The organism is Mycobacterium sp. 852002-10029_SCH5224772, from assembly GCF_001667315.1.
Classification (GTDB): Bacteria; Actinomycetota; Actinomycetes; order Mycobacteriales; family Mycobacteriaceae; genus Mycobacterium.
In genome coordinates, this window is record NZ_LZHT01000041.1 from 201,377 (window position 1) to 220,633 (window position 19,257).

General features: G+C 68.4%; 19 protein-coding genes and 1 pseudogene. 8 read left to right on the forward strand and 12 right to left on the reverse strand.

Annotated features, from left to right (window positions below; all coding sequences use genetic code 11):
• Positions 1 to 129: 129 nt before the first annotated feature.
• The 3 genes from A5775_RS09415 to A5775_RS09425 form a co-directional block, all read right to left on the reverse strand.
• On the reverse strand, positions 130 to 792 hold the full coding sequence (locus tag A5775_RS09415; RefSeq protein ID WP_067251092.1) for a sensor domain-containing protein: 663 nt from the start codon (positions 790 to 792) through the stop codon (positions 130 to 132).
• A gap of 130 nt (positions 793 to 922) precedes the next feature.
• A complete protein-coding gene (locus A5775_RS09420) occupies positions 923 to 1,417 on the reverse strand; it encodes a hypothetical protein (protein WP_067251094.1) in 495 nt (164 codons plus the stop codon).
• A gap of 149 nt (positions 1,418 to 1,566) precedes the next feature.
• Positions 1,567 to 1,968, reverse strand: coding sequence for a hypothetical protein (locus A5775_RS09425; RefSeq protein WP_197512475.1), 402 nt, complete (start codon positions 1,966 to 1,968; stop codon positions 1,567 to 1,569).
• Between the two features lie 182 nt (positions 1,969 to 2,150).
• Here A5775_RS09425 and A5775_RS26220 point away from each other — a divergent pair.
• Positions 2,151 to 2,303: pseudogene (locus tag A5775_RS26220) on the forward strand (HNH endonuclease); the annotation flags it as partial.
• Positions 2,304 to 2,414: 111 nt separating this feature from the next.
• On the opposite strand, the gene A5775_RS24730 reads toward A5775_RS26220, so the two are convergent.
• The 4 genes from A5775_RS24730 to A5775_RS09440 form a co-directional block, all read right to left on the reverse strand.
• Positions 2,415 to 2,843 carry a cupin domain-containing protein gene (locus A5775_RS24730; RefSeq protein ID WP_197512451.1) on the reverse strand — a complete coding sequence of 143 codons (429 nt, stop codon included), beginning with the start codon at positions 2,841 to 2,843 and terminating at the stop codon, positions 2,415 to 2,417.
• Positions 2,844 to 3,173: 330 nt separating this feature from the next.
• The gene (locus A5775_RS09430; protein WP_067251099.1) at positions 3,174 to 4,328 is read right to left on the reverse strand and encodes a DUF4185 domain-containing protein; all 1,155 of its coding nucleotides are present in this window, start codon (positions 4,326 to 4,328) and stop codon (positions 3,174 to 3,176) included.
• Between the two features lie 7 nt (positions 4,329 to 4,335).
• Positions 4,336 to 5,394, reverse strand: coding sequence for an aspartate-semialdehyde dehydrogenase (locus A5775_RS09435; protein WP_067251101.1), 1,059 nt, complete (start codon positions 5,392 to 5,394; stop codon positions 4,336 to 4,338).
• Positions 5,395 to 6,660, reverse strand: coding sequence for an aspartate kinase (locus A5775_RS09440; protein WP_067251103.1), 1,266 nt, complete (start codon positions 6,658 to 6,660; stop codon positions 5,395 to 5,397).
• A 294-nt stretch (positions 6,661 to 6,954) separates the two neighbouring features.
• Between A5775_RS09440 and leuA the strand changes: the two genes are divergently transcribed.
• Positions 6,955 to 8,763: a 2-isopropylmalate synthase gene (gene leuA, locus A5775_RS09445; RefSeq protein WP_067251106.1), complete on the forward strand. Its 1,809-nt coding sequence runs from the start codon at positions 6,955 to 6,957 to the stop codon at positions 8,761 to 8,763.
• On the opposite strand, the gene A5775_RS09450 is transcribed toward leuA, so the two are convergent.
• Positions 8,764 to 9,756, reverse strand: a complete 993-nt coding sequence (locus tag A5775_RS09450; protein WP_067251108.1) for a DEDDh family exonuclease — start codon at positions 9,754 to 9,756, stop codon at positions 8,764 to 8,766. It abuts the gene before it with no gap.
• Between the two features lie 167 nt (positions 9,757 to 9,923).
• Between A5775_RS09450 and A5775_RS09455 the strand changes: the two genes are divergently transcribed.
• Genes A5775_RS09455 through A5775_RS09465 form a run of 3 tightly spaced genes read left to right on the forward strand, consistent with a single transcriptional unit; the run spans position 9,924 to position 12,299 of the window.
• Positions 9,924 to 11,165 (forward strand): Mur ligase family protein, encoded by a 1,242-nt coding sequence (locus tag A5775_RS09455; protein ID WP_067251110.1) that lies wholly within the window; start codon positions 9,924 to 9,926, stop codon positions 11,163 to 11,165.
• Between the two features lie 4 nt (positions 11,166 to 11,169).
• Positions 11,170 to 11,865 carry a type 1 glutamine amidotransferase gene (locus A5775_RS09460; protein ID WP_197512479.1) on the forward strand — a complete coding sequence of 232 codons (696 nt, stop codon included), beginning with the start codon at positions 11,170 to 11,172 and terminating at the stop codon, positions 11,863 to 11,865.
• 11 nt (positions 11,866 to 11,876) lie between these two features.
• On the forward strand, positions 11,877 to 12,299 hold the full coding sequence (locus A5775_RS09465; RefSeq protein ID WP_067251114.1) for a hypothetical protein: 423 nt from the start codon (positions 11,877 to 11,879) through the stop codon (positions 12,297 to 12,299).
• A 6-nt stretch (positions 12,300 to 12,305) separates the two neighbouring features.
• Here the strand turns inward: A5775_RS09465 and recR are convergent, their stop codons facing one another.
• Both recR and A5775_RS09475 read right to left on the reverse strand, forming a co-directional pair.
• Positions 12,306 to 12,917, reverse strand: coding sequence for a recombination mediator RecR (recR, locus tag A5775_RS09470; RefSeq protein ID WP_064935010.1), 612 nt, complete (start codon positions 12,915 to 12,917; stop codon positions 12,306 to 12,308).
• A 13-nt stretch (positions 12,918 to 12,930) separates the two neighbouring features.
• Entirely contained in the window at positions 12,931 to 13,275 is a 345-nt protein-coding gene (locus tag A5775_RS09475; RefSeq protein ID WP_067251116.1) for a YbaB/EbfC family nucleoid-associated protein, read from the reverse strand.
• 98 nt (positions 13,276 to 13,373) lie between these two features.
• On the opposite strand from A5775_RS09475, the gene A5775_RS09480 reads away from it, so the two are divergent.
• On the forward strand, positions 13,374 to 14,135 hold the full coding sequence (locus tag A5775_RS09480; RefSeq protein ID WP_082952939.1) for an Rv3717 family N-acetylmuramoyl-L-alanine amidase: 762 nt from the start codon (positions 13,374 to 13,376) through the stop codon (positions 14,133 to 14,135).
• 7 nt (positions 14,136 to 14,142) lie between these two features.
• On the opposite strand, the gene A5775_RS09485 is transcribed toward A5775_RS09480, so the two are convergent.
• Positions 14,143 to 14,580 carry an SRPBCC family protein gene (locus A5775_RS09485; protein WP_067251119.1) on the reverse strand — a complete coding sequence of 146 codons (438 nt, stop codon included), beginning with the start codon at positions 14,578 to 14,580 and terminating at the stop codon, positions 14,143 to 14,145.
• Between the two features lie 80 nt (positions 14,581 to 14,660).
• On the opposite strand from A5775_RS09485, the gene A5775_RS09490 reads away from it, so the two are divergent.
• Positions 14,661 to 16,076: an FAD-binding oxidoreductase gene (locus A5775_RS09490; RefSeq protein WP_197512453.1), complete on the forward strand. Its 1,416-nt coding sequence runs from the start codon at positions 14,661 to 14,663 to the stop codon at positions 16,074 to 16,076.
• A complete protein-coding gene (locus A5775_RS09495) occupies positions 16,073 to 17,383 on the forward strand; it encodes a class I SAM-dependent methyltransferase (protein ID WP_197512455.1) in 1,311 nt (436 codons plus the stop codon). The genes A5775_RS09490 and A5775_RS09495 overlap by 4 nt, the downstream gene beginning before the upstream one ends.
• Before the next feature lie 15 nt (positions 17,384 to 17,398).
• Here the strand turns inward: A5775_RS09495 and A5775_RS09500 are convergent, their stop codons facing one another.
• A complete protein-coding gene (locus tag A5775_RS09500) occupies positions 17,399 to 19,252 on the reverse strand; it encodes a DNA polymerase III subunits gamma/tau (RefSeq protein ID WP_067251121.1) in 1,854 nt (617 codons plus the stop codon).
• Positions 19,253 to 19,257 lie beyond the last annotated feature (5 nt).

The following is a 19,257-nucleotide window of genomic DNA, read 5'->3' on the forward strand; positions in this document are numbered from 1 at the left end:
CTTCCCTGCGCAGCTAATCGAACGATATTCGGCACTATTTCGTCTAGTGCTTCATCTATCAGACGCCCCCGACATATTCCCTTCCCGCGCCAGTAGGTGGACGGCACGGACAGATACCCCATCGCTCGACTATTGACCCAGCGCGTTCTGCATCGCCCCAGCTAGCACGTTCACGGCGGGCCCGGCGTTGCCGGACTGACACACTTTTGCCTGCAGCAACACATTTTCACGCAGCCTGGTTTGATCGAAGCAGCGCCGATCGGTGCCCGCCTCCTGCTTGGTCCAGTTCGCGTCGGCGGGGCCGGCCGGCCCGCCGTCGAAAGACCACACCTGGGTGCTGCCGTTGTCCAGGTGCATCGCGGTCGTCTGTCCCGAACAGCCGACCGTTCGATCCACTACCCGATGGAATGCCCGAGCCGCGGCGTCGGTGGTGGCGAACACCCCGACCGCCTGCTTGACCAGATGCGTCTGATCGGTCGCCGAAGTCTGGGTGACGGCTCCGTTGAACGAAGCCAGATCGGGGTCTTCGTACACCTCGGGCAGCCCGATGTCCGCCCAGTTGTTGCACTCCGGGAGATCCACCCAGGCGCCTTGTCCAGGCTGGGTGAACACCGACTCCCACCCCATGGGTCCGCCGACGATGTTGCCGACCGACCCCTTGCCGAGGACGGCGTAGTTCACCACGCCCGGCTCCGAGGGGTGGGCGGCCGCGACCACAGGCGCAACCGTGCCCGCCAACGCGAAGCCGACGGCGAGGACCGCCGGGTAAACCCGCGTAGCCCGCATGGTCATGCAGCGATCATGCCAGGCGCCCGGACGTTCGGTCAGCCCCCCGCAGCACCGAGCCTTTGAGCGCTTGTGCAAACGTGGCCAATGATGTTGTGCGCCCAGCGTTTCCGCTAGCGCCCGTCGAGTGTGTGACCTAGGGGCGCGGTGCGGGCGCGCTCGGAGCGGGACTGACACCCGTCGGCTGGCTGGGGCCGCTGATGCCGGGGCCGGAAACCGGACCACCGGGACCGCCCGGACCACCGGGGGGCATCGGAACGATCAGCCCGGGACCGCCGGGCCCGGGTCCCCACGGCCCATTGTCGGGTCCGGGGCCGCCGTACCACGGTCCGGGACCGCCGGGTCCTGGCCCCCACGGCCCGTTGCCCGGTCCGGGACCGCCGGGACCGCCGGGACCTGCCGGGTGGAACATGCCGTGGTGATGGTGGTGGCAGTGGTAGTTGTGCATCCAAATCGAGGCGCCGACGAAGAACACCGAGGTGAGGATGAACACGATGCCCGCGACGATCACCACCCAGGCCGCCGCCGTGTAGAGCCGCGGCGGCTTCACCCGCTGCGGGGGCGGCGGCGGTGGCGCAGTGGCCGCGGCGGCTGGGGTCGGCTCGGGTTGTGGTTCGGGTGTCTCGCTCATGCCATGCCATATTGCCCCGCACGCCATGTCCGTACCAGGCCCCGGCGACAAAATTGCTGCGAATCGAGACGCGGCAGTGACCGCGGTTGCCGCGAAGACAGGTGGCCCGACGCTCGATCAGAGCGCCGGGCCACTCGCGAGTAAGGGTGCTAGTTGGTCAGGACGGTGACGCTCGGGGCCGCCGCGGAGTGGAAGACCGACGCCGGGAGCTCGCCGGGGGCCATGCCGCTGGGCCGCACGGACGACGGAGCCGGAGGCGCGGTGGTGGCACCCGGGGCGTTCGGTCCGCCCGGCGCGCCCGGGGCGACGCCACCGGGTCCGCCGGGGCCACCGGGGCCGCGGTGATGCAGCATCGCGTGGTGGTGGTGCTTGTGGTGGTGGTGGCCGTGATGGCCGCCGCGGTGGCCGAGGATGAAGCCGGTGAAGAAGATGACCGCGACGATGAACACGATCCCGGCGATGATGGCGACCCACGCGGCGAGTTGGAAGACGCGCGGGGCCCGGTAGGCCGCTGCAGCTGCGGCCGGTGCAGTTGCGGTGGAGGTCCGCACGGTGGGGGTTTCAGGTGTTTCACTCATGAGACAAATGATGAAGCCGTTAACAGTAGTGACGGCTATGCGCTAGTTATGTAGCAGCTGTGAACCAACGCCGCCGCTCAGCGGGCATATTGCGCCGTAGCAGCCGGAAACCAGCGCACGATCGACCAGCGCGCCCATCACCGGGTCCACGTTGCCCGGTCTCCAGGGGTGGCATGTCCGCGCCGGACAATCTGCAGACGCTGTGCTCGAGATGCAACCGGACCAAGTCGGACAAGGTCGCCGCCTGGCCCGGCGTGTATCCGCTACGAATGGCAGAGGAGCGGGGAAATTCGTCGGGCCCCGTTTGAAGACACGATCGGAGACCTCCCGTTTCTGTAGAAACGGGAGCGACCTGTTGGAGCGCTTGCCGTGAGGTGCGGTAGTAGGCCGTTCCACGTACTCCTCGGCCTGCGGCGCGACTACGCGACTGGTGGTCCGAGAATGTCGCACCCGAACCGCGCAGCGAGTTCAGCAACCTTTCCCGGCGCCGAGTCCTTCACCGCATACACGATCTGCTCAAATCCGCCCGGAGTGATGGTCGCCAGCAGCCGGCTCTCGGTGGCGGCCACATTGCGCCAGCTGTGCGGCGTACCCCTGGGAACAGTCACACTCGTTCCGGGCAGTGCGTCAATAACCTTGTCATCGAGGGCGATCCGGTAATGACCGGAGAGCACTAACAAATGCTCCTCTTCGTGCCGGTGGCGGTGTGTTGGGACGGAACAACCGGGCTGGGCAACGGACTCGACTACCGCGTAGGCGCCGTCGGTGGAGCGGCTGTCGACCCGGACGGCTTGGCGTTCACCAGTAGCACCGTCGAACCAAACGTGCTGCCGATCAGGGTGACTCACGTCTGCAGAATACTCGTTCGTTTGAGTTGCAGTTAGCGGCAACGGTCTAGCTCCCGGGATGAGGCGATGCCAAGCAAACCGACTCCGTGCAACCCGGGCACACATCAAAGTCTCCCTGCATGACGTGGCTGTTCACACTCGGTCCAGAGCAACCGTATCGCCCGGCTGCTTTAAGGCCTCGACCGTTACGACATGCTTCATAAGCGCGTGACAGGAAACGATCGGCCCAGTCTGAATCTCCCTCCCGCGCGGAACGGGCAATTGTCCGCACCTCGGACACGGCCCTTATCCCGGGGGTGCGGCGGACGGACATCGCAGAACACCCTCTGACTAGGGCTTGAACGGGTTCACCGCGAACTGGATGACCCGGTACGGCGCCGCCACCCGCGCGCGAGTATCCCACTGGCTCACGAAGATTCGCAGCTCCTCAAGCGTCGAACCGGGCGAGATGTAGCCGCCGTACGGTTGCGCCAGCCGGTTGTCGTAGGGCGGGGGCAGGCTTTCCGCCGGCTCCGGCCACTCGTCGTGCTGCACCACGGTGGTGACCGGGGCGTCGCCCAGCGCCGTCGGGTCGTCGGCCACCCGGACCTCCATGTTGCCCGTGACGGCATTGAAGTAGGACAGCACGGCCTTGCCATCGATCTGTCTGATGCACATCTCACCCACCGCGTCCGGCCACAGCGGTGTCGGCGGCTTGCCCCAGCCCCCCTGCGGCCCGGCCGCCCAGCCCTGCCAGCGGGACCGGTCGGTGAACGTCTGCGGCGTCGCGCGATACAGGACAACCGGGTCCCGGCGGGTGAAGCTGTCGGCCGCGATGTAGACCCACCCGGTGGGCGAATCCGGGGTGGGAATCGGGTCGTAATAGCCGCTGATCTGCGTCTGCGAGCCGCCTTGATAGGAGGCCGGCCGCTGGGAACCCGGGATGGTCTGCCAGCCCGCGCGCACCGGTTCGGCGGTCACCAGCCGGGAACTCTGCGGCTCCAGGTTCTTCGTCGTCGTCACCATCATGTAGTTGCGCCGGTTGATCTGGACCACTCCGGCGGGCAGTTGCGAGGCGTCCGGCGGGGTGGGATCGGCCAGCAGCGGGTTACTGATCCCGGTGACCCCGGTGTAGCGCACCCCGGCCGGGTCGTCGACCGACGCGGTGTCGACGTGCAGCGCCACCGGCGCAAACCAGCCGCCGAACCCAACGCCCTGGCCGGCGAAGCTGTCGCCGCAGACCTGCAGCAATTCGGTGGGGAATTCGACGAACTCGCACAGGTCGGTCGCGCCGATGCCGTAATCCCCTGTGGGGGTGCCGGTTCCGGCGGTGGGGCCGATCCGCAGCACCTGACCGGGCACCAGCGGCTGCAGGATCGGCTCGGGGGCGGGGGCCGGCGGATCGGCGCGAGCAACACTCCAAAGCCATTGCGGCACAACCAGACACACTGCCGACGCGGCGAACAGGGAGCACCGCGCGACCAGGCGAGTGGGGGCGGTGCTCACCCGCGGATCACAGCTGGGCGGCCAGCAGCTCGGCGATCTGGATGGTGTTCAGCGCAGCGCCCTTGCGCAGGTTGTCTCCCGAGACGAACAGGGCCAGGCCGCGCCCGTCGGGCACCCCCGGGTCGCGCCGGATCCGGCCGACCAGGGATTCGTCCGCCCCGGCGGCCGCCAACGGGGTCGGCACGTCGACGACCTTGACGCCGGGCGCACCGTCGAGCAGCTCGCGGGCACGCTCGGGCGACAGTGGGCGCGCGAATTCGGCGTTGATCGACAGCGAATGCCCCGTGAACACCGGCACCCGCACGCAGGTACCGCTGACCGCCAGGTCGGGGATGCCGAGGATCTTGCGGCTCTCGTGGCGCAGCTTCTGGTCCTCGTCGGTCTCGCCGGAGCCGTCGTCCACCAGCGATCCGGCCAGCGGCACCACGTTGAAGGCGATCGGCGCCACGTAGGTCCGGGGCGCCGGGAACTGCACCGCGTTGCCGTCGTGCACCAGCTGCTCGGCGCCGTCGACGACCGCGCGCGCCTGCGTGGACAGCTCCTCCACCCCGGCGATCCCGCTGCCGGATACCGCCTGATAGCTGGACACCACGAGGCGTTGCAGGCCGGCCTCGTCGTGCAGCACCTTGAGCACCGGCATCGCCGCCATGGTGGTGCAGTTCGGGTTGGCGATGATGCCCTTCTTGAGAGACCGGGCCCGGTTTGCGACATCTCTTACAAAGTTCACCTCGGACACCACCAGGGGCACGTCCGGGTCCTTGCGCCAGGCCGACGAGTTGTCGATCACCGTCACCCCGGCCGCGGCGAACCGCGGCGCCTGCACCAGCGACATTGTCTTACCGGCGGAGAACAACGCGATGTCCAGGCCGCTCGGGTCCGCCGTCGCGGCGTCTTCGACCTCGATCTCCTGGCCGCGGAATTCCAGCTTGCGGCCCTGCGAACGCGCCGACGCGAAGAACCGCACCGATGTCGCCGGAAAGTCCCGCTCGTCGAGCAACCTGCGCATCACCTGGCCGACCTGGCCGGTGGCGCCCACAACCCCTATTGACACCCGATGGTCAACCATTTATCTACCCGTTCCCGCATACACCGTCGCCGACTCCTCGCCGCCGAGCCCGAACGCCTCGTGCAACGCCACGACCGCCTTATCTAGTTCGGTGTCGCGGCACAGCACCGAGATGCGGATCTCGGACGTGGAGATCAGCTCGATGTTGACGCCCACTTCGGCCAGGCACTCACAGAAGGTGGCGGTGACACCGGGGTGGCTGCGCATGCCCGCCCCGATCAGGGACACCTTGCCGATGTGGTCGTCGTAGAGCAGCTGGCTGAACCCGATCTCGTCCTTGAGCGCGTCGAGCTTGGCCACCGCGGTCGGCCCGACGTCACGCGAACAGGTGAAGGTGATGTCGGTCTTGCCGTCCTCGATCTTGGAGACGTTCTGCAACACCATGTCGATGTTCACGTCGGCATCGGCGAGCGCACGGAAGACGCGCGCGGCATAGCCGGGGATGTCGGGAATGCCGACGACGGTCACCTTGGCCTCGCTGCGGTCGTGCGCGACTCCGGTCAGGATGGGGTCTTCCATGGCTATGTCCTTGATCGATCCGACGACGACGGTGCCTGCGTTTTCCGAATACGAGGATCGGACATGCACCGGAATGTTGTAGCGGCGCGCGTATTCCACGCAGCGCAGCATCAAAACCTTGGCGCCGCAAGCCGCCATCTCGAGCATCTCTTCGAAGGTGACCGTGTCCAGCTTGCGGGCGTTGTGCACGATCCTCGGGTCGGCGCTGAAGATGCCGTCGACGTCGGTGTAGATCTCGCAGACGTCGGCGCCAAGCGCCGCGGCCAGGGCCACCGCGGTGGTGTCCGAGCCACCCCGGCCCAGTGTGGTGACGTCCCGGGTGTCCTGGCTGACCCCCTGGAATCCGGCCACCAGCACGATGCGTCCCTCCTCGAGCGCGGTCTGCAGCCGTCCCGGGGTGACGTCGATGATCTTGGCGTTGCCGTGCGTGCCGGTGGTGATGACGCCGGCCTGCGAACCGGTGAACGAGCGCGCTTGGGCACCCAGCGATTCGATGGCCATCGCCACCAGGGCGTTGGAGATTCGCTCACCGGCGGTCAGCAGCATGTCGAGTTCGCGCGGCGGCGGGGCCGGACACACCTGTTGGGCCAGATCCATCAGGTCGTCGGTGGTGTCTCCCATCGCGGAAACCACCACGACAACGTCGTTCCCCTGCTTCTTTGTCGCGACGATGCGCTCGGCCACGCGCCGGATCCGATCGGCGTTGGCCACCGAGGATCCGCCGTACTTCTGCACGACGAGCGCCACGTTTCTTCCTGCCTCTCCGGCCCTGGCATTGAAATTCCGGGATTTAAGTCCACAACAGAATACGTGCCGCCGCATGGTGATTTACGTCGCGATACCAGCCGCCCCGGACTGCGGTTTCGGCGGCGTCCGGCCGCAATTTTCACCACGGCGCCAAAAGCGGTAAAGTTGCCGACGTGCAGCGGGTGCTCCTCCTCGGACGCCGCGACGGGGTCTGATCCAGACCGGCTTCCCGTCGCGGGTGTTCGCGATGCGCCGGTCTGAAGTTCCCCTTCTGAGACCCCCGGAGCGATCACCGTGACTACCAATCCCGACGCATTCAGCTCGACACGAACCATCGTCCAACCCGCGGGCCCGCCCGGGTCGGGGCAGCCCGCCTGGAACCCCCAGCGGGGCTCGTCGATGCCGGTCAACCGATACCGGCCCTTCGCCGACGAGGTCGAGCCCATCGCGCTCGCCGATCGCAGTTGGCCCGATCGGGTCATCACCAGCGCGCCGCTGTGGTGTGCGGTGGATCTGCGGGACGGCAACCAGGCGCTGATCGACCCGATGAGTCCCACCCGCAAGCGCCGCATGTTCGATCTGCTGGTTCGCATGGGCTACAAGGAAATCGAGGTCGGGTTCCCGTCGGCCAGCCAAACCGACTTCGACTTCGTCCGCGAGATCATCACCGACGGCGCCATCCCCGACGACGTCACCATCCAGGTGCTGACCCAGTGCCGCCCGGAACTGATCGAGCGCACGTTCGAGGCGTGCCACGGCGCGCCCCAGGCCATCGTGCACTTCTACAACTCGACCTCAATCCTGCAGCGCCGCGTCGTGTTTCGCACCGACCGGGCCGCCGTGCAGGACATCGCGACCGAAGGCGCCCGCAAGTGCGTCGAACAGGCCGCCAAGCACCCGGGCACGCGGTGGCGGTTCGAGTACTCGCCGGAGTCCTACACCGGAACCGAACTCGAGTATGCCAAGCAGGTGTGCGACGCCGTCGGCGAAATCATCGGGCCCACACCGGAAAACCCGATCATCTTCAACCTGCCCGCCACCGTGGAGATGGCCACCCCCAACGTCTACGCCGATTCGATCGAGTGGATGAGCCGCAACCTGGCCAACCGGGAATCGGTCATCCTGAGCCTGCACCCGCACAACGACCGCGGAACCGCCGTCGCCGCAGCGGAATTGGGCTACCAGGCGGGCGCGGACCGTATCGAGGGCTGCCTGTTCGGCAACGGGGAGCGCACCGGCAACGTCTGCCTGGTGACGCTGGGCCTGAACCTGTTCTCCCGCGGCGTGGACCCACAGATCGACTTCTCCAACATCGACGAGATCCGGCGCACGGTCGAGTACTGCAACCAGCTGCCGGTGCACGAGCGGCACCCCTACGGCGGCGACCTGGTCTACACCGCGTTCTCCGGCAGCCATCAGGACGCGATCAACAAGGGCCTGGACGCGATGAAGTTCGACGCCGACGCCGCCGACACCGACGTCGACGACATGCTCTGGCAGGTGCCGTACCTGCCGATCGACCCCAAGGACGTCGGGCGCACGTACGAGGCGGTGATCCGGGTCAACTCGCAGTCCGGCAAGGGCGGGGTGGCCTACATCATGAAGGCCGATCACGGCCTGGCCCTGCCGCGACGGCTGCAGATCGAGTTCTCCCAGGTGATCCAAAAGATCGCAGAGGGCACTGCAGGGGAAGGCGGCGAGGTCAGCCCCAAGGAGATGTGGGACGCCTTCTCCGAGGAGTATCTGGCCCCGGTGTGGCCGCTGGAGCGGGTCAAACAGCGCGTCGACGCTTCGGAGGAAGACAGCGGCGTCACCAGCATCGCCGCGACGGTCAAGCTCAACGGGGTGGAGACCGAGATCAGCGGGGCCGGCAACGGCCCGCTGGCCGCGTTCGTCCACGCGCTGGGCGGCGTCGGCTTCGACGTGGCCGTCCTGGATTACTCCGAACACGCGATGAGCTCCGGCGACGACGCGCAGGCCGCGGCCTACGTCGAGGCGTCGGTCAACGGCCAGACGGTGTGGGGGGTCGGCATCGCGCCGTCCATCACCACGGCGTCGCTGCGTGCGGTCGTCTCCGCGGTCAACCGCGCCGCTCGCGCCTGATCAGAACAGCGCGAGCTGCGGGTCCGCGTCGGTGGTGTCGGTGAATTCGTCCATGCTGGTGCCGCCGATGACGGCGCCGACGCAGTTCATGAACTTCGCGTCGGAGATCACCGGCACCCCCAGCTGCCGCGCCAGGTAGCCTTTGCCCTGCTCGGGGGCGGGATCGTTGCAGACCACCAGCGAGGTCTCCCGGTCGACGGCGTCGCTGTAGGCCAGCCCGGCGTGCAGGATCCGCTCGACGAGTTCCTCATGGGTGCGGCCGACCTCGGCGGCCAGCGCCACCCGCATGCCCTGGACGAGTGGCCGGCCGCCCACGTAGGGGCCCGGGTTGAGATACGGGCAGGGCATCCGCGAGGCCAGCACCTTCAACGGGCGTAGCTCGTCGTGGGTGACCCGGCCGTTCGGCCAGCGGCGCCGGGTCACCGGATGCACCGGCAGCCAGATGTCGCCGTCGCGGGCCAGCTTGAGGGCCGAGGCCAGCACGCCGGTCAACACCATCGCGTCGTCGAACGCGTCGTGGGGGCGCTCCTGGGTCACGCTCCAATGCGCCGCCAGCGTTTCCAGCCGCAGGTTGTCGACGCCGAGGTCCAAGCGGCGGGCCAGCTCGACCGTGCACATCACGGAGTCGACGGGAAGTTCGATGTCGGCGAGTTCGGCCTCGGCGGCAAGAAAGGAGTAGTCGAACGCCACGTTGTGGGCCACCAGCGTGCGGCCGCGCAGCACGTCGATCACGTCTCCGACGATGTCGGTGAACTGCGGTTGGTCTTCCAGCATGGCGGCGGTCAGGCCGTGCACGTGGGTGGGGCCCGGATCGACCCCGGGGTTGAGCAGGCTCACCACCGATTGCTCGACTTCGCCGTCGGCGTCCAGACCGAGCACCGCAAGGCTGATGATACGTGCCTGACCTGGCCGGAAGCCCGAGGTTTCGACGTCGATGACGGCCCAGCCCGCGTCCGGCTCGCTGGCCGGCCGACCCCAGCACACCGCGCTCATGCACTGAGGATGGCACGGCCGACCGACATCGCCTGGTCGTTGCGCCGCCGTGTCGGGCCGGAAATCGGTGCGGGAATCCAACGCGGGCCGATCGCCCTTATCGATGAGGGCGACCCGCTGCGCCCGGCCGCAAGCGCCGCGCTTGCGATCGCCCTTAAACTTCCCGGGTGATCACGACCCGCGCCCGTCTGGCCCTCGCCGCGGGAGCGAGCGCGCGCTGGGCGTCGCGGGTGACCGGACGCGGGGCCGGGGCGATGATCGGCGGCCTGATCGCGATGACCCTGGACCGCTCGGTGCTCCGGCAGCTCGCCTCCGGGCGGCGCGCGGTCGTCGTCACCGGCACCAACGGCAAATCGACCACCACCCGGATGACGTCGGCCGCGCTCGAAACCCTGGGCCCGGTCGCGACCAACGCCGAGGGCGCCAACATGGACGCCGGCCTGGTGGCCGCGCTGGCCGCCAACCGCGATGCGCCGCTGGCGGCCCTGGAAGTGGACGAAATGCACGTCCCGCACGTTTCCGACGCCGTCGAGCCCAGCGTCGTCGTGCTGCTCAACCTGTCGCGCGACCAGCTGGACCGGGTCGGCGAGATCAACGTCATCGAACGAACGCTGCGCGCGGGCCTGGCCCGGCACCCGAACGCGGTCGTCGTGGCCAACTGCGACGACGTACTGATGACGTCGGCCGCCTACGACAGCGCGAACGTGGTGTGGGTGGCCGCCGGTGGTTCGTGGTCCAACGACTCGGTCAGCTGCCCGCGCAGCGGTGAGGTCATCGTCCGCGACCCCCCTGGTGAGGAAGGCCACTGGTACTCCACCGGCGCCGACTTCAAGCGCCCCAGCCCGCAGTGGTGGTTCGACGACGAGACACTCTATGGCCCCGACGGCTTGTGCCTGCCGATGCGGCTGACGCTGCCGGGCGCGGTGAATCGGGGCAACGCCGCCCAGGCCGTGGCCGCCGCGGTCGCGTTGGGCGCGGACCCGGCGTCGGCGGTCGCGGCCGTCTCGGCGGTCGACGAGGTCGCGGGGCGCTATCGGACCGTCCGCGTCGGCGAGCACGAGGTGCGGATGCTGCTGGCCAAGAACCCGGCGGGCTGGCAGGAAGCGCTGTCGATGGTGGACAAGCACGCCGCCGGGGTGGTCATCTCCGTCAACGGCCAGGTGCCCGACGGGGTGGACCTGTCCTGGTTGTGGGACGTGCGGTTCGAGCACTTCGAACAAACGGACGTCGTCGCCGCCGGGGAGCGCGGCACCGACCTCGCGGTGCGCCTCGGGTACGCGGGCGTCGAGCACACCTTGGTGCACGACACCGTCGCCGCGATCGCGTCGTGCCCGCCCGGCCGGGTGGAGGTCGTCGCCAACTACACCGCGTTCCTCCAGTTGCAACGAGCGTTGGCGCGCCATGGCTGACTCGGTGCTGCGGATCGGGCTGGTGCTGCCCGACGTGATGGGGACTTACGGCGACGGCGGCAACGCCCTGGTGCTGCGGCAGCGGCTCCGGCTGCGCGGCATCCCCGCCGAGATCGTCGAGATCACCCTGGCCGACCCGGTGCCCGAGTCGTTGGACCTCTACACGCTGGGTGGGGCCGAAGACTACGCGCAGCGGCTGGCCACCCGGCACCTGATCAAACACCCGGGCCTGCAGCGCGCTGCCGAACGGGGCGCACCGGTGCTGGCGATCTGCGCGGCCGTCCAGGTGCTCGGGCACTGGTACGAAACGTCGGCCGGGGAACGCGTCGACGGCGTGGGCATGCTGGACGCGACGACGTCACCGCAAGAGACGCGCACCATCGGCGAGCTGGCGACCAAGCCGCTGCTGGCGGGCTTGACCGAGCGTCTCACCGGCTTTGAGAACCATCGCGGCGGCACCGTGCTGGGCCCGTCGGCGTCGCCGCTGGGCGCGGTGGTCAAGGGCGCCGGCAACCGGACCGGCGACGGCTTCGACGGCGTGGTGCAGGGCAACGTGATCGCGACCTACATGCACGGGCCGTGCCTGGCCCGCAACCCGCAGCTGGCCGACCTGCTGCTGAGCACGGTCGTCGGTGAGCTCTCCCCGCTGCCGATGCCGGAAGTGGACCTGCTGCGCCGCGAGCGGCTGGCGGCGCACTAGATTTTGCCGAGATGACGAAGATCCGCCCGAGACTCGCCGCCGGTGCCGCACTGGTCGCCGCGTTCATCGCGTCGTCGACACCGTCGCACGCCAACCCCGAAGTGCTCAACGGCCGGTACAACGTGCTCTACGCGGACAACGACAAACCGACCGCCTGGCTTTTCGTCCCCTGCGGATCGGACTGCATCCTGGCGACCTCCCAAGATGGCGGGACGTTCGTCATCAGCTGGGAATTCCACCTCGCCAATGGACGATGGACCCACAGCGGCACGGCCCAGGCGCCGTGCCCGAACGGCGCACCCGCCCCGGTGACCGTCAACTACAGCTTCGATGCCGTGTCGCTTGCCGGCGAAGGCCAGCAGACGACGACGGACGCGTGTGGTGGAGAGGCGGGGAAGACCTTTACCAGGTCGTTCCAATTGAGCAAGGCCTGACCAACGTCAGACCATGGCCCGGCGGCCGGCCAGCGCGCGGCCGAGCGTCAGCTCGTCGGCGAACTCGAGGTCACCGCCCATCGGCAGCCCGGAGGCGATCCGCGTCACGGTCAGGCCGGGGATATCGCGCAACATCCGAACCAGGTAGGTGGCCGTCGCCTCGCCTTCGGTGTTCGGGTCGGTGGCGATGATCACCTCGGTGATGTCCACGTCGTCGACTCGCTCCCCGATCCGGGTCAGCAGCTCGCGGATCCGCAACTGGTCGGGCCCCACCCCGGACAGCGGATCGAGCGCACCGCCCAGCACGTGGTAGCGGCCGCGGAATTCGCGGGTGCGCTCGACGGCCTGCACATCCTTCGGCTCCTCGACGACGCACACCTGCGAGCCGTCCCGGCGGGGATCGGCACAGATCCGGCACCGTTCGTTGTCGGAGACGTTGCCGCACACCGCGCAGAACCGCACGCCGTCGCGGACCTTCGCCAGCACCGCGGTCAGCCGGTCGATATCGGGCGGCTCAACCGACAACAGGTGAAACGCGATGCGCTGGGCGCTTTTGGGTCCGATGCCCGGCAGCTTGCCCAGCTCGTCGATCAAATCCTGGACGGGTCCTTCGAACATGTCGGGAGCGGGTCTACTGCCCGGGCGCCGGCGCGGGCGGTTGCCCCGGCGGCGGGCCGAACCCGCCGGCCAGCGCACCCAGCCGCTCCTGCGCCATCCGGGTGACCTGCGCAGACGCGTCGGCCATGGCGCCGACGACCAGGTCCTGCAGGGTCTCGATGTCCGACGGGTCGACGACGGAGGGATCGATCTTCACCGCGACCACCTCGCCGCTGCCCTTGACGACGACCTTGACCAGACCCCCACCGGCCTGACCATGCACCTCAGCGTTCGCCAGATGTTGCTGGGCCTCCATGAGCTTCTGCTGCATCTGCTGCGCCTGGGCCAGCAGCGCCGACATGTCGCCTCCGGGTTGCATGACAGTCCCCTCGCATCTTGGTCTCGACTTGATTTCGCTCGTGAGTCTCCGGCGATTCGGAACACCCAGCGTAAACCGCGCGACGTTACCTTTGCGCCGTGGACCTACGACTGAGCAGACGTGTCGGGATCAAATTGGCGGTCGGTGTGCTCGTTGCCGCTTCGACGGCGATCACTCCGGCGGCGTGGGGGGTCCCCTCCAACATTGCCGGCATGGTGGTTTTCATCGATCCGGGCCACAACGGCTCCAATGACGCGTCCATCAACCGTCAGGTTCCCACCGGCCGCGGCGGCACCAAGGACTGCCAGGCCAGCGGGACAACAAGCACCGCCGGCTATCCGGAGCACACCTTTACCTGGGACACCGCGCTGCGGGTCCGCGCCGAGTTGACCGCGCTGGGTGTCCGGACCGCCCTGGCCCGCGCCAACGACACCGGGCTGGGACCGTGTGTCGATGAGCGCGCCAGCATGGCCAACGCGCTTCATCCCAACGCGATCCTGTCCATCCACGCCGACGGCGGCCCGCCGTCCGGCCGCGGGTTCCACGTCAACTATTCGGCGCCCCCGCTCAACCAGGCGCAGGCCGGGCCGTCGGTGCAGTACGCGCGCATCATGCGCGACCAGATGCAGGCCTCGGGCATCCCGCCGGCCAACTACATCGGGCAGAACGGCCTGTATGGACGCTCGGACCTGGCCGGCCTGAACCTCGCGCAGTACCCGTCGGTTCTGGTCGAGTGCGGCAACATGAAGAATCCCGCGGACTCGGCGCTGATGCAGTCCGCGGAAGGCCGGCAGAAATACGCCGACGCAATGGTCCGCGGAGTCGCGGGCTTCCTGGGTTCCCAAGCCCAGGCGCGCTAGGCCGGCGCTAGCCCTCCAGCTCCTTCTTCAGGTTGGCCAGCACCTCGCCCTGAATCCTCTTCAGCCCCAAGGGCGCAAAGGTCTTTTCGAAGAAGCCCTTGACGCCGCCCGCGCCGGCCCAGGTGGTCTTGACGGTGACGCTGGAGCCTGGCCCGGCGGGCGCCACCGTCCAGTTGATCACCATGGTCGAGTTCGCGTCCTTCTCGATGACGGTGTGCCCGGCCACGTCGACGTTGACCTGCACGTCGCGCACGCGTGATTTGGTGGCCTGCAGCCTCCACTTGGCGACCGTGCCCGCCCCCTGCCCGCCCTGCAGCACCTGGTAATCGCTGTACTGGGGGGAGAGAATTTTGCGACGCACCGTCTCATAATCCGCGACGGCGGCAAGGGTTGCCGCAGGCTCGGCGTTGATCAAGATGGTGCTGTCGGCGCTCACCTGTCCCACGGCGATCCCTCCTCGTGATGTTTTCCCCGTGCCGCCACTCGCGGCGGGTGCACGGGCTGTTGTCGAAGACTAGGGTATATGTGGTGCCTGTCCCTGGATCTGCACTCTCGGCCCACAAGTCGGGCGTTGACCGGCTGCTGGAAAGCTATCGATCCATCCCCGCGACGTCCGCGGTCCGGCTGGCCAAGCCGACGTCAAACCTGTTCCGCGCCCGCAGCAAACGCGATGCGCCCGGTTTGGACACCTCGGGGCTGACCGGCGTGCTGAGCGTGGATCCCGAAGCCCGCACCGCCGACGTGGCCGGCATGTGCACGTACGAGGACCTGGTCGCCGCGACCCTGCCCTACGGTCTTTCGCCGCTGGTCGTCCCGCAACTGAAGACCATCACGCTCGGCGGCGCGGTCAGCGGCCTGGGTATCGAGTCGTCGTCGTTCCGCAATGGGCTGCCGCATGAATCGGTCCTGGAGATGGATATCCTCACCGGCGCTGGCGATTTGCTCACCGCATCCCGTACCCAGCACCCCGATCTGTTCCGTTGCTTCCCGAATTCCTATGGGACACTTGGATATTCAACCAGGCTTCGGATCGAGCTGGAATCCGTCGCGCCGTTTGTGGCGCTGCGCCACGTCCGCTTCCGCTCCCTGCCCGCCCTGATCGCGGCGCTCGAACGCATCATCGACACCGGCGGACAGGGCGGAACGCCGGTCGACTACCTCGACGGGGTGGTATTCAGCGCCGACGAAAGCTACCTGTGTGTAGGCCGACGGACCGCCACCCCCGGCCCGGTCAGCGACTACACGGGTAAGGACATCTACTACCAGTCCATCCGGCACGACTCTCCGGGCCCAGAAGCCACGACAGAAGCGACCAAGGATGACCGGCTGACCATGCACGACTACTTCTGGCGCTGGGACACCGATTGGTTCTGGTGCTCACGCGCGTTCGGCGTGCAGAACCCGCGGTTGCGTCGCTGGTGGCCGCGCCGCTATCGGCGCAGCAGCGTCTACTCCAAGCTGATCTCCTTGGACCGGCGCTTCGGGGTGTCCGACCGCATCGAAGCGCGCAGTATTCGTCCGCCGGTCCGACCCGCGCGCGAACGGGTGGTGCAAGACGTCGAGATCCCGGTCGAACGGACCTGCGACTTCCTGGAGTGGTTCCTGGAAAACGTGCCCATCACACCAATCTGGTTGTGCCCGTTGCGTCTTCGCGACCACCACGACTGGCCGCTGTACCCGATGCGACCGGATCACACGTACGTCAACGTCGGCTTTTGGTCGTCGGTGCCGGCGGGCACCACCGACGGCGCCACCAACCGGATGATCGAAGCCAAGGTGGGCGAACTCGACGGGCACAAGTCGCTGTATTCCGATTCCTTCTACTCCCGCGAGGACTTCGACGAGCTGTACGGCGGCGAGGCCTACAACACTGTCAAGAAAACCTACGACCCCGATTCTCGTTTACTCGACCTCTACGCAAAGGCGGTACAACGGCGATGACGACTACCAAAGAGCCCCACCGCACGCCGACCGGGAAACTCAGCATGGCCGAGATCTTGGAGGTCTTCGCCGCAACCGGGCGACATCGTCTGAAGTTCACCGCCTATGACGGCAGCACCGCCGGCAGCGAGGACGCCGAACTGGGCCTGGACCTGCGGAGTCCCCGCGGCGCCACCTATCTGGCCACCGCCCCCGGCGAACTCGGTCTCGCCCGGGCCTACGTGTCCGGCGACCTGCAGGCGTACGGCGTACATCCCGGCGACCCGTACCGACTGCTCAAGACGCTGACCGACCGGGTGGAATTCAAGCGGCCGCCGGCGCGGGTGCTGGCCAACGTCGTGCGGTCGCTGGGGTTCGAGCGGTTGTTACCGGTCGCACCGCCGCCGCAGGAGACGCGGCCCCGGTGGCGCCGCATCGCCGACGGGCTGATGCACACCAAGACCCGCGACGCCGAGGCCATCCACCATCACTACGACGTGTCCAACGCCTTCTACGAGTTGGTGTTGGGGCCGTCGATGACCTACACGTGTGCGGTGTATCCCGATGCCGACGCGACGCTGGAAGAGGCGCAAGAGAACAAGTACCGGCTGATCTTCGAGAAGCTGCGGTTGAAGCCGGGCGACCGGCTGCTCGACGTCGGCTGCGGCTGGGGCGGCATGGTGCGCTACGCGGCGCGCCGCGGCGTCCGGGCGATCGGCGCCACCCTGTCGGCCGAGCAGGCGAGATGGGCACAGCGGGCGATCGCCGAGGAAGGCCTGGCGGAGCTGGCCGAGGTGCGCCACACCGACTACCGCGACGTGGGCGAGGCGGCGTTCGACGCCGTGTCCTCGATCGGGCTGACCGAGCACATCGGCGTCAAGAATTACCCCGCCTACTTCGGCTTTTTGAAGTCGAAGCTGCGCACCGGCGGCTTGTTGCTCAACCATTGCATCACCCGCCACGACAACACCTCGACCTCGTTCGCAGGCGGGTTCACCGACCGCTACGTCTTCCCGGACGGGGAGTTGACCGGCTCGGGACGCATCACCAGCGAGATCCAGGATTGCGGCTTGGAGGTGCTGCACGCGGAGAATTTCCGCCACCACTACGCGATGACGCTGCGCGACTGGTGCCGGAATCTCGTCGAGAATTGGGACGCCGCGGTCAGCGAGGTCGGTTTGCCGACCGCGAAGGTGTGGGGCCTGTACATGGCGGCGTCACGGGTTGCCTTCGAGCAGAACAACCTTCAGCTGCATCACGTGCTGGCGGCCAAGACCGACGCGCGGGGCGACGACGAGCTGCCGCTGCGACCGTGGTGGACGGCCTGACGCGCTGAGGCTGGTTCAGCCGTTCTCGATGCGGCGCGCGCCCAGCTCGTTCTGAAGCAGTTCGAGGGCAACCTCTTCGGGATCGCGTCGCGGGGCCGACGGCTCCTCGCGGACCGCTTCGGCAAGCATGTGTTCCTCTTCGGCCCGCCGCGCGGAATCCGGTTCGGGGGCAGGCTCTTCCGGCTTGGGCGTCAACGGGCCGGCGGCGGCCGGTGCCGACGTGCCGGCCTCACACCGCACCCGCCAGTCGACCCCCAGCGCGTCCTTGAGCGCCTCGGCGATGACGTCGGCGTTGCGCTGTTCGCAGAGCCGCTTGGCCAGCGGCGCCGATTCGTGGCTCAGCACCAACGTGTTGCCCTCGATCGCCCGGACGGTGGCACCGGCCAGCATCACCTCGGTGGTGCGGCTGCGCTGACGCACCTTGTCGCGCACCGTCGACCACATGCTGCGCACCGCGGCGGCGTTGAGTTCACCGGGCGCAGAGGGTGTTTCGGCTGCGGGCGCCGGATCGGGTTCGGGAGCGGCCACCGGAGCCGGCGCCGGAGCTGGGGCCGGCTCGGGTGTCGGTGCGGGCTCGGGTTCCGGTTCGCGCTCGGGTTCGGGCTTGGCGGTGGATGCGGACGGCCGGGTGAACCGGACCGGCCGGTCGGCGGGCTCGGCCGGTGCGGGCGCGCTGCGCGGTGCCCCCGCGGCAGTGTCGGCGCCGGGAATGGACATGTCCAGCCGGGTCTCGATCCGCTCGACGCGTTGCAGCAGCGCGGATTCGGTGTCGCTGGCCGAGGGCAGCAGCAGCCGCGCGCACACGACCTCGAGCAGCAGCCGCGGCGCCGTCGCACCCCGCATCTCCCCCAGCCCCGCCTGCACCACCTCGGCGTAGCGGGTCAGGGTCGCCGTCCCGAGCCGAGTCGCTTGATCCCGCATCCGCTCCAGCACGTCCTCCGGTCCGTCCACCACGCCGCGGGCCGCCGCGTCCGGGACCGCCTGCAGCAGGATCAGGTCGCGAAACCGCTCCAGCAGATCGGTGGCGAAACGCCGGGGGTCGTGGCCCGCATCGATCACCGACTCCACCGCCCCGAACAGCGCTGCGGCGTCCGCGGCGGCCAGGGCATCCACGGCGTCGTCGATCAGCGCCATGTCCGTGGCCCCCAGCAGGCCCAGCGCCCGCTGGTAGGTCACGTGGGCGCCTTCGGCACCGGCCACCAGTTGGTCCAGCACCGACAGGGTGTCGCGAGGCGAGCCGCCGCCGGCGCGGATCACCAGCGGGTAGACCGCGTCGTCCACGACGACGCCCTCTTGCTCACAGATCCGCCCGATCAACGCGCGCATCGTCTTCGGCGGCAACAGCCGGAACGGATAGTGATGGGTGCGCGACCGGATCGTCGGCAGCACCTTCTCCGGTTCGGTGGTGGCGAAGATGAAGATGAGGTGCTCGGGCGGTTCCTCCACGATCTTGAGCAGCGCGTTGAACCCCGCGGTGGTCACCATGTGCGCCTCGTCGACGATGAACACCCGGTAGCGCGACTGCGCCGGCGCGTAGAAGGCCCGGTCCCGCAGCTCGCGGGTGTCGTCCACGCCGCCGTGGCTGGCGGCGTCGAGCTCGACCACATCGATGCTGCCGGGCGCGTTGGGCGCCAGCCCCACGCACGAGTCGCAGATTCCGCAGGGAGTCGCCGTCGGCCCCTGCACGCAGTTCAGCGACCGTGCCAGGATGCGCGCCGAGGAGGTCTTGCCGCAGCCGCGCGGACCCGAGAACAGATACGCGTGGTTGATCCGGCCCGCTTCCAGCGCGATCGACAGCGGCTCCGTGACGTGCTCCTGCCCCACCACTTCGGCGAAGGTTGCCGGACGGTACTTGCGGTAGAGGGCCACGGTCA

Coding starts and splice junctions, on each gene's coding strand:
- A5775_RS09420 (WP_067251094.1), bottom strand. CDS start 1,417: ATGAGCGAGACACCCGAACCACAACCCGAGCCGACCCCAGCCGCCGCG.
- A5775_RS09435 (WP_067251101.1), bottom strand. CDS start 5,394: ATGGTTGACCATCGGGTGTCAATAGGGGTTGTGGGCGCCACCGGCCAG.
- A5775_RS09495 (WP_197512455.1), top strand. CDS start 16,073: ATGACGACTACCAAAGAGCCCCACCGCACGCCGACCGGGAAACTCAGC.
- A5775_RS09465 (WP_067251114.1), top strand. CDS start 11,877: ATGACGAAGATCCGCCCGAGACTCGCCGCCGGTGCCGCACTGGTCGCC.
- A5775_RS09415 (WP_067251092.1), bottom strand. CDS start 792: ATGACCATGCGGGCTACGCGGGTTTACCCGGCGGTCCTCGCCGTCGGC.
- A5775_RS09450 (WP_067251108.1), bottom strand. CDS start 9,756: ATGAGCGCGGTGTGCTGGGGTCGGCCGGCCAGCGAGCCGGACGCGGGC.
- recR (WP_064935010.1), bottom strand. CDS start 12,917: ATGTTCGAAGGACCCGTCCAGGATTTGATCGACGAGCTGGGCAAGCTG.
- A5775_RS09475 (WP_067251116.1), bottom strand. CDS start 13,275: ATGCAACCCGGAGGCGACATGTCGGCGCTGCTGGCCCAGGCGCAGCAG.